Source organism: Variovorax boronicumulans NBRC 103145 (assembly GCF_001591345.1).
GTDB classification, from domain to species: Bacteria; Pseudomonadota; Gammaproteobacteria; order Burkholderiales; family Burkholderiaceae_C; genus Variovorax; species Variovorax boronicumulans.
Map to the genome: position 1 here is coordinate 1 of NZ_BCUS01000167.1, position 10772 is coordinate 10772.

General features: G+C 69.3%; 8 protein-coding genes and 2 pseudogenes. 1 reads left to right on the top strand and 9 read right to left on the bottom strand.

The genetic code is table 11. The features are described 5' to 3' along the window. The 8 genes from glcE to VBO01S_RS29045 form a co-directional block, all read right to left on the bottom strand. A partial coding sequence (gene glcE, locus VBO01S_RS29010) for a glycolate oxidase subunit GlcE (protein ID WP_082818340.1) occupies window positions 1-690 on the bottom strand: 690 nt, incomplete at its 3' end. A 7-nt stretch (window positions 691-697) separates the two neighbouring features. Continuing rightward, window positions 698-2200, bottom strand: coding sequence for an FAD-linked oxidase C-terminal domain-containing protein (locus VBO01S_RS29015; RefSeq protein WP_062482014.1), 1503 nt, complete (start codon window positions 2198-2200; stop codon window positions 698-700). A 14-nt stretch (window positions 2201-2214) separates the two neighbouring features. Continuing rightward, window positions 2215-3876 carry an L-lactate permease gene (locus VBO01S_RS29020; protein ID WP_062482017.1) on the bottom strand — a complete coding sequence of 554 codons (1662 nt, stop codon included), beginning with the start codon at window positions 3874-3876 and terminating at the stop codon, window positions 2215-2217. 115 nt (window positions 3877-3991) lie between these two features. Continuing rightward, the gene (locus VBO01S_RS29025; protein ID WP_062482020.1) at window positions 3992-4879 is read right to left on the bottom strand and encodes a LysR substrate-binding domain-containing protein; all 888 of its coding nucleotides are present in this window, start codon (window positions 4877-4879) and stop codon (window positions 3992-3994) included. Window positions 4880-4898: 19 nt separating this feature from the next. After that, window positions 4899-5828, bottom strand: coding sequence for an SMP-30/gluconolactonase/LRE family protein (locus VBO01S_RS29030; protein WP_062482023.1), 930 nt, complete (start codon window positions 5826-5828; stop codon window positions 4899-4901). A gap of 202 nt (window positions 5829-6030) precedes the next feature. Beyond that, a complete protein-coding gene (locus VBO01S_RS29035; RefSeq protein WP_062482026.1) occupies window positions 6031-7464 on the bottom strand; it encodes an ammonium transporter in 1434 nt (477 codons plus the stop codon). Between the two features lie 29 nt (window positions 7465-7493). Beyond that, the gene (gene glnK, locus VBO01S_RS29040; RefSeq protein ID WP_056583732.1) at window positions 7494-7832 is read right to left on the bottom strand and encodes a P-II family nitrogen regulator; all 339 of its coding nucleotides are present in this window, start codon (window positions 7830-7832) and stop codon (window positions 7494-7496) included. 70 nt (window positions 7833-7902) lie between these two features. Beyond that, entirely contained in the window at window positions 7903-8769 is an 867-nt protein-coding gene (locus VBO01S_RS29045) for a TorF family putative porin (RefSeq protein ID WP_062482029.1), read from the bottom strand. Between the two features lie 217 nt (window positions 8770-8986). Between VBO01S_RS29045 and VBO01S_RS29050 the strand changes: the two are divergent. Beyond that, window positions 8987-10523, top strand: a pseudogene (locus VBO01S_RS29050) (YifB family Mg chelatase-like AAA ATPase). Window positions 10524-10535: 12 nt separating this feature from the next. On the opposite strand, the pseudogene VBO01S_RS32855 reads toward VBO01S_RS29050, so the two are convergent. Continuing rightward, window positions 10536-10772 (bottom strand): annotated as a pseudogene (locus tag VBO01S_RS32855) (serine/threonine protein kinase); the annotation flags it as partial.

The window sequence follows — 10772 nt, forward strand, 5'->3', positions numbered from 1 at the left end:
GGCTTCGACGGCCGCCACGGCGCCGCGCAGCCGCAGGCGCAGCACGCCCGCGCCGGGCGCGTGTTCGAACCAGCTGCTCGCGTTCAGCGGCAGCGGGCGTCCGCCCCACTCGTTGAGCAGGCGCAGCGCATCGGCCTGGCTGCAGGCGAAGGCGAGCGTGGCCTCGGCGGGCGCCACGGGCAGCACCTTGAGGCTCACTTCGGCGATCACGCCCAGCGTGCCGAGCGAGCCGGCCAGCACGCGCGAGACGTCGTAGCCGGCGACGTTCTTCATCACCTGGCCGCCGAAGCTCAGCACCTCGGCGCGGCCGTTGATGAGCGTGGTGCCGAGCACGTAGTCGCGCACCGCGCCCACGCTGGCGCGCGACGGGCCGCTGAGGCCGGCGGCGACCATGCCGCCCACCGTGCCGCCGGCATCGAAGCACGGCGGCTCGAAGGGCAGGCACTGGCCTTGTTCAGCGAGCGCGGCCTCGAGTTCGGCCAGTGGCGTGCCGGTACGCACGGTGACGACCAGTTCACTCGGCTCGTAGCTCGTGATGCCGCTGAGCGCGCGCAGGTCGAGCAGCTCGCCGCGCGGCGGCTGGCCGTAGAAATCCTTGGTGCCGCCGCCGCGCAGGCGCAGTGGCGTGGCATCGGCCGCGGCGGCGCGCACGCGCTCGACGACCTGCTGGAGGGCGGTATCCGTGTTCATGAAGCTCTCAGAATCTCGGCAGGTCGGGATGCGCCAGCCGGCCGCCGCGCACCACTTCCTTGCCGTACTCGGCGCAGCGCTGCAGCGTGGGAATCACCTTGCCGGGGTTGAGCAGCCCGGCGGGGTCGAAGGCGCGCTTGATGCCGAACATCTGCTCGTTCTCGGCCGCGGTGAACTGCACGCACATGCTGTTGAGCTTTTCCACGCCCACGCCGTGCTCGCCCGAGACGGTGCCGCCCATGGCGACGCTGGTCTCGAGGATGTCGGCGCCGAACAGCTCGCAGCGGTGCAGCTCGTCGGGGTCGTTGGCATCGAACAGCACCAGCGGGTGCAGGTTGCCGTCGCCCGCGTGGAACACGTTGCAGCAGCGCAGGTTGTATTTTTTCTCCATCTCCTGGATCGCCAGCAGGATGTCGGCGAGCCGCTTGCGCGGGATGGTCGAGTCCAGGCACATGTAGTCGGGGCTGATGCGGCCCGACGCCGGAAAGGCGTTCTTGCGGCCGCTCCAGAACTTCATGCGCTCATCTTCGCTGGTGCTCACGGCGATGGCGGTGGCGCCGCAACCGCGCAGCACCTCGGTCATGCGGCCGATTTCTTCTTCGACCTCTTCCGGCGTGCCGTCCGATTCGCACAGCAGGATGGCGGCGGCGTCGAGGTCGTAGCCCGCGTGCACGAAGTCTTCGACGGCGGCGGTCATGGGCTTGTCCATCATCTCCAGGCCGGCCGGGATGATGCCCGCCGCGATCACCGCCGCGACCGCGTCGCCGGCTTTGCGCACGTCGTCGAAGCTGGCCATGATGCAGCGCGCCAGCTGCGGCTTGGGCACGAGCTTCACCGTGACCTCGGTGGTCACGGCCAGCATGCCTTCGCTGCCGATGGCCAGCGCGAGCAGGTCGAGCCCCGGCGCATCGAGCGCCTCGCCGCCGAACTCGATGGCGTCGCCTTCGGCGGTGAAGCCGCGCACACGCAGCACGTTGTGCAGCGTGAGGCCGTACTTCAGGCAGTGCACGCCGCCCGAGTTCTCGGCCACGTTGCCGCCGATGGTGCAGGCGATCTGGCTCGACGGATCGGGCGCGTAGTACAGGTTGAAGGGCGCGGCGGCCTCGCTGATGGCGAGGTTGCGCACGCCGCACTGCACGACGGCCGTGCGGCTCACGGGGTCGACCTTGAGGATGCGGTTGAACTTGGCCAGCGACAGCGTCACGCCCAGCGCGTGCGGCATGGCGCCGCCCGAGAGCCCGGTGCCGGCGCCGCGCGCCACCACGGGCACGCCGAGCTGGTGGCAGGCCTTGAGCACGGCGGCCACCTGCGCCTCGGTCTCGGGCAGGGCCACCACCAGCGGGCGCTGGCGGTAGGCCGTGAGGCCGTCGCACTCGTAGGGCGTGGTGTCTTCGGCGTGCCAGATGAGCGCATGCGCGGGCAGGTGCGCCTGCAGCGCCCGCACCACCTGCGCCTGGCGCTCCGCCTTCGACAGCTGCGTGTGCTGGTCGGTCGTGACGGGAGCATTCATGGCGGGAACAACTTTCAGCGGACGACCATCAGGGTGAATGGCCACACATAGGCCTGCAGCGTCACGTACAGGCCGACCAGCGAGGCCAGCGCGATCGAGTGGAAGAACACGTAGCGCAGGATGTCGCCTTCGTGATTGAACCACCGCGTGGCGGTGGAGGCCACCACGATCGACTGGGCGTCGATCATCTTACCCATCACGCCGCCCGAGCTGTTGGCCGCGCCCATGAGGTTGGGCGCCAGGCCCAACTGCTCGGCCGCGACCTTCTGCATGCCGCCGAACAGCACGTTCGACGCCGTGTCGGAGCCCGTCATGGCCACGCCGATCCAGCCCATGAGCGTGCCGAAGAAGGGATAGAACACGCCGGTGTTGGCGAACGCCAGACCCAGCGTGGTGTCGGTGCCCGAGTAGCGCGTGAGCGTGCCCAGCGCGAGCATCAGCACGATGGTCATGAGCGAGTAGCGCACCATCCAGAGCGTGCGAAAAAAGGTGCGCACGATCTCGACCGGGTTGTACTTCATGAACAGCGCGCTCACGATCGCCGACAAGAGGATGCCGGTGCCCGTGGCCGACAGCAGGTTCAGCACGTACACCGCGCCTTCCTTGGTGGGCGCGGTGACCACCGGCGGCATCTTCTCGATCAGGTTGTGCAGCCCGCCCATCGGGAACGAGGGCGCGAAGACGCCGTTGAGCGCGGTCTTCACCGAGGGCAGGCCCCAGACGAAGACGAACACCGAGAGGATCACCCAGGGCATCCATGCGCGCACCAGCGCTTCGCGGCTGTGCACGACGATGGCGGCCGGCGGCTTGGCCTCGTGCGCGCTCACGTCCTTGCCGCGCAGCGAAGGCGAGCGCCACACGTTCTTGGGCTGCCACACGCGCAGGAACAGCACCAGGCTGGCCATCGACACGATGGCCGCGATGATGTCGACCAGCTCGGGGCCGATGAAGTTCGACACCAGGTACTGCGGCACCGCGAACGACACGCCCGTGACCAGGATGGCCGGCCACACTTCCATCATCGCCTTGCGTCCGGCGAAGGCCCAGACCAGCCAGAACGGCACCAGCAGCGAGAAGAACGGCAGCTGCCGGCCGATCATCGCGGTGACTTCCATCAGGTCGTAGCCGTGCACCTTGGCCAGCGTGATCACCGGCGTGCCGAGCGCGCCGAAGGCCACCGGCGCCGTGTTGGCGATCAGCGAGAGGCCCGAGGCGGCCAGCGGCGAGAAGCCCAGCCCGATCAGGATGCCGGCCGTGACCGCCACCGGCGTGCCGAAGCCCGCCGCGCCCTCGAAGAACGCGCCGAAGCAGAAGGCGATCAGCAGCAGCTGGATGCGCCGGTCTTCGGTGATGCCCGAGAGCGAGTCCTGCAGCACCTTGAAGCTGCCGTTCTGTTCGGCCAGCTGCTGCAGGAAGATGATGTTCAGCACGATCCAGCCGATCGGCAGCAGGCCCGTGAAGCCGCCGAAGAGCGCGGCGCGCCCGGCCATCTCGGCCGGCATGCCGTAGGCGAACACGGCGACGGCCAGCGCCGCCAGCAGGCCCAGGCCGGCGGCGATGTGGGCCTTGATGTGGAAGAAGCCGAGGCACGCAAGCATCACCACCACCGGGATCGCGGCGAGCGCGGTGGAAATGATCATGTTGCCGAACGGGTCGTAGATCTGCTGCCAGGTCATGCGTTGTCTCCGGGGAGGCTGTTGTTGTGCCCCGCACTCTAGGGAGAAGCGCGCCGTCCGGATTGAAGGTTTTTTGCCCGGACCTTGATAAAAATTTGTCGGGCCGGCGTGTCGGTCAGTGCAGCGTCTGAACGATCCAGTCGACGAAGGCCGCGCACTCCCAGCGCTCCAGCGTGCCCGGCTGCCAGCAGATGTAGTGGCGGTGCGGCGAGGGCACGGGCCGTTCCGACAGCGCCACCAGCCGGCCCGATTCGAACCAGGCGGCGCCCAGCTTCTGTCGCACCAGCGCCACGCCGAAGCCGCTGGCGGCCGCGTCGTAGACCAGGCCCAGGTCGTTGAACTGCGCGCCCAGGTGCGGCTCGGGCTGGTCGATGCCGCAGCTCGCGAACCAGGTGCCCCAGGGCTCGAGCGGGCTGCGGATCAGCCGCGCGCTGGCGATCTCGGCCGCGGTGCGAAAGCCGTCGAAGGGGCCGAACTCGTTCAGGTAGCTCGGGCTGCAGGCGGGCACCACGTCCTCGGCGATGAGCAGGCGGTGCTCGCAGTCGGCGTAGGCGCCGATGCCGTAGCGCACCTGCAGGTCGGTCTGCTCGGCCGTGACGTCGAGCAGCGGGATCGACACATGCAGCGCCAGCTCGATGTCGGGGTAGATGTTGCGAAAGAGCTCCAGCCGCGGCATCAAAAACTGGCGGCTGAAGGTGGGCGTGACCGCCACGCTCAGGCGCGGCGCGCGCAGCGCCGCGTCACGACTGCCGGGCGTGGCCTGCTGCAGCGCGGCCAGGCCGACGCGCACGTTCGCCAGGTAGGCCGCGCCGTCGGCCGTGAGGCTGAAGTCGCTGCGCCCGAAGAGCTTGAAGCCCACGTGCGCCTCGAGCTGGCGGATGCGGTGGCTCACGGCGCTGGCCGTCACGCACAGCTCGTCGGCCGCGCGGCCCGCATGCCGCAGGCGCGCGACGGCCTCGAAGGTCAGCAGGCATTGGATCGGGGGGATGTGGTGCAGGGCCATCCGCAAGCAGCCGGAAGGCTCAGTCTTCGAAGAAGCTGACTGGCAGACCCGGCGTGTCGACGCGCATCGAGAGCACGGTGCCCGAGGCCGGGCGCTGCACCAGCTCGTCGGCCGGGCGGCCCTTGCGCCCGCTGGTGACGAACAGCGTGCGCAGGTCGTCGCCGCCGAAGCAGGGCATGGTCGGGCACTGCACGGGCACCGCGATGGCGGCCACGCGCTCGCCCGTGGGCGCAAAGCGCAGCAGCTGCGCGCCTTCGAACATCGCGACCCAGTAGTGGCCGGCGGCGTCGACGGTGGCGCCGTCGGGGCGGCCGTCGTAGTGCGTGGGCGTGCTGGGTACCCAGCCCGCGGGCTTGGGGTCGAACTGCTGGAACACGCGCGCGTGTGAGAGCGTGTTGGCCTCGGCGTCCCAGTCCCAGGCGCGCACCACGTGCGCGGCGGTGTCGGCCCAGTACAGGGTGCGGTTGTCGGGCGAGAACGCCAGGCCGTTGGCGGTGGTGACATGTTCCAGCATCGACGTGATGGTGGGCGAGACGTCCCCCGGCCGTGCGTCGAAGCAGTAGAGCGCGGCGTTGGCGCGGTCCTTGGCCTCGTTGAGCGAGCCGGCCCAGAAGCGGCCGAGCGCGTCGCACTTGCCGTCGTTGAAGCGCATGGTGCGCACGTCGTGCTCCGCGCGCGCCATCGCGACGAGGCTGCCGCCCCACTCGCGGGCCCGGTAGATGCCGTCGCGCAGCGCGATCACGAGGCCGCCCGTGCGTGCCGGCGCCATGCAGCCGGGCTCGGTGGGCAGCGCCCATCGCTCGACCGTGGCCGTGGGCGAACCGATCTCGCCGCGCGTGCGCAGCACGGCGCGGCCCGGAATGTCGAGCCAGTAGAGCGCGCGTTCGTGCGGATGCCAGAACGGCGATTCACCCAGCTCGCAGAGGCTGTCTTCGATGGAGGTCCACATGGTGGGGCGATTGTGCCCCCGGCCACGCGGGCCGCGGGCAAAAAAAAGCCCGCTGACGCCGAAGCGCTCGCGGGCTGAACATCCAAAGGAGACTCGCCTGAAAAAACCGGGAGTGGTTGTTCTTCTTTGTGTCGAAAAGGGTGGTGGTCTTGGAGGAGCGGGGGCCGGCGCCGTGCCGGGCCACCCGCTGTCTGTGTGCGGCTCAGCGGTTGTAGGCGGTCTCGCCGTGGGACGAGATGTCGAGGCCTTCGCGCTCTTCTTCTTCCGACACACGCAGGCCCAGGGTCAGGTCGGCGATCTTGTAGGCGATGAACGCGACCACGCCGGACCACACGATGGTGAACAGCACGCTCTTGACCTGGATCCAGACCTGCGCGCCCATCGAGAAGGTGTCGGGCGTCAGGCCGCCGGTGCCGCCCAGGCCCTTGGCAGCGAACACGCCGGTCAGGATGGCACCCAGGATGCCGCCCACGCCGTGCACGCCGAACACGTCGAACGCGTCGTCCGCGCCGAGCATGCGCTTGAGACCGCCCACGCCCCACAGGCAGACCAGGCCGGCCAGCAGGCCCATCACGATCGAGCCCATCGGGCCGACGAAACCGGCGGCGGGCGTGACGGCCACGAGGCCGGCCACGGCACCGGAGGCGGCGCCCAGCATCGAGGCCTTGCCCTTGTGCAGGCTCTCACCCAGGATCCACGACAGCGCCGCGGCGGCGGTGGCGAGCACCGTGTTCACGAAGGCCAGGCCGGCAGCCGCGTTGGCCGCACCTGCCGAGCCGGCGTTGAAGCCGAACCAGCCGACCCACAGCAGCGAGGCGCCGACCATGGTGAGCGTGAGCGAGTGCGGCGTGAAGGCTTCCTTGCCGTAGCCCACGCGCTTGCCGACCATGTAGGCGCCGACCAGGCCGGCGATACCGGCGTTGATGTGCACCACGGTGCCGCCGGCGAAGTCGAGCGCGCCGTCCTTGCCCAGCAGGCCGCCGCCCCACACGATGTGGGCCATCGGCACGTAGCTGAAGGTGAACCAGATCACCGAGAACAGCAGCACGGCCGAGAACTTGGCGCGTTCTGCAAAAGCGCCGACGATCAGCGCCACGGTGATGGCCGCGAAGGTGCCCTGGAAGGCGAAGAACACGTATTCGGGAATCGTGGTCAGCGCGCCGAAGGTCTCCTGCGTGATGCCCTTCATGAAGATCTTGTCGAAGCTTCCGAAGAAGTTGCCGTCGCCCGTGAAGGCCAGGCTGTAGCCGTAGATGGCCCACAGCAGGCTGATGAGCGAAAAGATCACGAAGACCTGCATCAGCACCGACAGCATGTTCTTGGAACGGCCCAGACCGCCGTAGAACAGCGCCAGGCCGGGGATGGTCATCAGGATCACGAGCAGGGTCGAGGTGAGCATCCAGGCGGTGTCGCCGGAGTCGACCTTGGGCGCGGGAGCCGCAGCCGGTGCGGCGGGTGCGGCCTCGGCGGCCGCGGGTGCTGCAGCTGCTGCAGGCGCGGGCGCAGCAGCGGCAGGTGCAGCAGGTGCCGATGCAGCCGGTGCCTCAGGGGTGGCGGCGGGTGCCTGGGCCAGCGCCGAAGTACCGGCGGCGAAGACGCTCAAACCGAGCGCAAGAGAGACAAGAAGTTTTTTCATAGTCGTTGTTCTTTCGGGCCAGGACTCGATCAGAGGGCTTCGCGGCCCGTTTCGCCGGTGCGGATGCGCACGACCTGCTCGAGGTTGTAGACAAAGATCTTGCCGTCGCCGATCTTCCCGGTGCGCGCGGCGCCTTCCACGGCCTCGATCACGCGGTCGACCAGCTCGTCGGAGATGGCCGCCTCGATCTTCACCTTGGGCAGGAAGTCGACCACGTACTCGGCGCCGCGGTACAGCTCGGTGTGGCCCTTCTGGCGACCGAAGCCCTTCACTTCCGTGACGGTGATGCCCTGCACGCCGATGGCCGAGAGTGCTTCGCGCACCTCGTCGAGCTTGAACGGTTTGATGATGGCTGTGACCAGCTTCATGATGAGTTGCTCCTTCTGGATGGATGAAAGGCGGCGCGGCAACGTGGGCCGCGCCTGGTTGTTGTGTCGATTACAGCGTCTTCGTCAGCGTGAGGATGAAGCGTGCCTTGTTGGGCGAGTAGTAGGTGGTGCCGAAGGTGCCGAAGTCGGGGATCTCGATGCCCGGGTAGGCCACGACCTGGTAGTTGGACTTCTTGTTGGCGCCCTGCACCGAGCCGGTGAGCGTCAGGCCGCTGCCGAAGTCGTAGGTGGCGCCGATGTTGTAGTCCACGTAGCTCTTGTAGCCCAGGCTGCGGATGTCGCTGGACATGTTGGTGAAGCCGACGGCGGCCTTGAGCGTGACCTTGGGCACGATCTCCTTGCTGTAGGCCAGGTTCAGGTAGCCGGTGTTGCGGCCCTTCAGGCCCGAGCCCGTCTTGGCGCCGGCGTAGCCGAAGTAGTCCTTGGACACCGTGTGCGAGTACTTGGCCGTGAACGAGCCGAAGCTGTCGTTGGCGTAGGTGGCGCCCACGTACAGCTCGGTGGTGTTGCCCACCGAGTTGCCCGGGTAGATGTAGGTGAGCGCACCCACGTCCATGTCGACCGGGCCGGCCTTGAACTTGTAGCCGCCGTACAGGTCGCTCTCGATGCTGTTGCCCTTGAGCCAGTTGACGCTGGAGTTCCAGTTGCCGATGTAGAAGCCGCTGTCGCCGAAGGCGTAGTCGAAGCCGCCCTGGATGGCGGGCTTGAAGCCCTTGGTCTTGGCGTAGTCGTTCTTGCCGATCATGTCCTGGTCCTGGCCACGGAACTTGTAGTTCGTGGTCAGCGAGACATTGCCCGTGAGCAGGGGCGCGGGCGCCGGTGCGGCGGCGTCGGCGGCCTGGGCCATGGCGGCGCCCGAGGCGGTCAGTGCAGTGGCCAGAACGATCAACGCCTGGGCGGCGGTACGGTGCGTCATCAGGGAACTCCTCGCAAGTGTGTTGTTGGACCTGAGCACCCTCAAAGCAGGGAGCGTGCCAAACTGCACGAATACCGCCCCGGCCAGAGGGCGCAGGTGTCCGGCGATGAGCGCCAAATCGTTACAAGCCCTGTTTCCGGCAGTTGCACACGCTTGCACGCTGCACGGTCCTGGGCTTGCACGTCGCAGGCGCACCAACTTGGGGAGAGGGAGAAAAATGAGTCTGTCTTTGGTGCAAAGCCGCGCCTTGCTCGGCCTGGAGGCCGCCGCCGTCACGGTCGAGGTGCATCTGGCGAACGGCCTGCCGAGCTTCACGCTGGTCGGGCTGGCCGAGACCGAGGTCAAGGAAGCACGCGAACGCGTGCGCTCGGCGATCCAGAACGCCGGGCTCGAATTTCCGACCAACAAGAAGATCGTGGTCAATCTGGCGCCCGCCGATCTGCCGAAGGACTCGGGCCGCTTCGACCTGCCCATCGCCCTGGGCATCCTCGCGGCCAGCGGGCAGATCGAGAACGCCCGCCTCGCCGGCCACGAGTTCGCGGGGGAGCTGTCGCTGTCGGGCGAACTGCGCCCCGTGCGCGGCGCGCTCGCGATGGCCGTGGCCACCTACACGCAAGGCACGGCCGTGCGGCTGGTGCTGCCCCTGGACAGCGCCCAGGAGGCCGCGCTGGTGCCCGGCGCGCAGGTGTACGGCGCCCGGCACCTGCTCGACGTGGTGCGCCAGTTCGTCGCCAGCGGCGGCGGGCCGGTCGATGCGAGCGACGACGGCTGGACCCGCGTGCGCGCCGCGCCCGGCGACGGCGCCCCGCGCTATGCCGACCTGGCCGACGTCAAGGGCCACACCGGCGCCAAGCGCGCCCTCGAGATCGCCGCGGCCGGCGGCCACAGCCTGCTGATGGTGGGCGAGCCGGGCTCGGGCAAGTCGATGCTGGCGCACCGCTTCGCCGGCCTGCTGCCGCCGATGAACGTGGACGAGGCACTGGAAAGCGCGGCCATCGCCAGCCTCGACGGCCGGCTGGCGCCCGAGCGCTGGATGAGCCGCCCGACAGCCACGCCGCACCACACGGCGAGCGCGGTGGCGCTGGTGGGCGGCGGCTCGCCGCCGCGGCCGGGCGAGATCTCGCGCGCGCACCACGGCGTTCTGTTTCTCGACGAATTCCCCGAGTTCACGCGCGCCGCGCTCGAAGCGCTGCGCGAGCCGCTGGAGACCGGCACCATCACGATCACCCGCGCCGCACGGCGCGCGGAGTTTCCGGCCCGCTTCCAGCTCATCGCCGCGATGAACCCCTGCCCCTGCGGCTACCTGGGCTCCACGCTGAAGCCCTGCCGCTGCACGCCCGAGCGCGTCGCGCGCTACCAGGGCAAGCTCAGCGGCCCGCTGCTGGACCGCATCGACCTGCACATCGAGGTGGCGGCCGTGTCGGCGCCGCAGCTGCTCGATGCGCCGGCAGGCGAATCGACCGACAGCATCCGTGCGCGCGTGGTGGGTGCGCGCGACCGCGCTGCAACGCCAGGGCCATGCGAACCAGGCGTTGCAGGGGCGTGCGATCGACACGCACGCCGTGCTCGACAACGCCGCGCGCCAGCTGCTGCAGCAGGCGGCCGCGCGGCTGGGCTGGTCGGCGCGCAGCACGCACCGCGCGCTGAAGGTGGCGCGCACCATCGCCGACCTCGCGGGACAGGACGCCGTGCAGGCCGCGCACGTGGCGGAGGCGGTGCAGTACCGCCGCGCATTGCGCACCGGCACGCCCTGACTCGCTGCCCTCTTACTTGAACTCGTGGCTCACCACCGGTGCGGACTTGCTGTCCTGCACCGTCACGCGCTGGCGGTAGGCCGTGAGGTCGCCGTTGCGCACTTCGATGGTGTAGATGCCCGGGCGCAGCGGCAGCGACTTGAGCGGCGGGCTCACGCCGCGGTCGGCGCCGTCGACGAAGACCTGGCCCCAGGGCCGGATGTTGAACTGCACGCGGCCCATGCCGGGCGCCGCGGCCGGCGGCGGTGG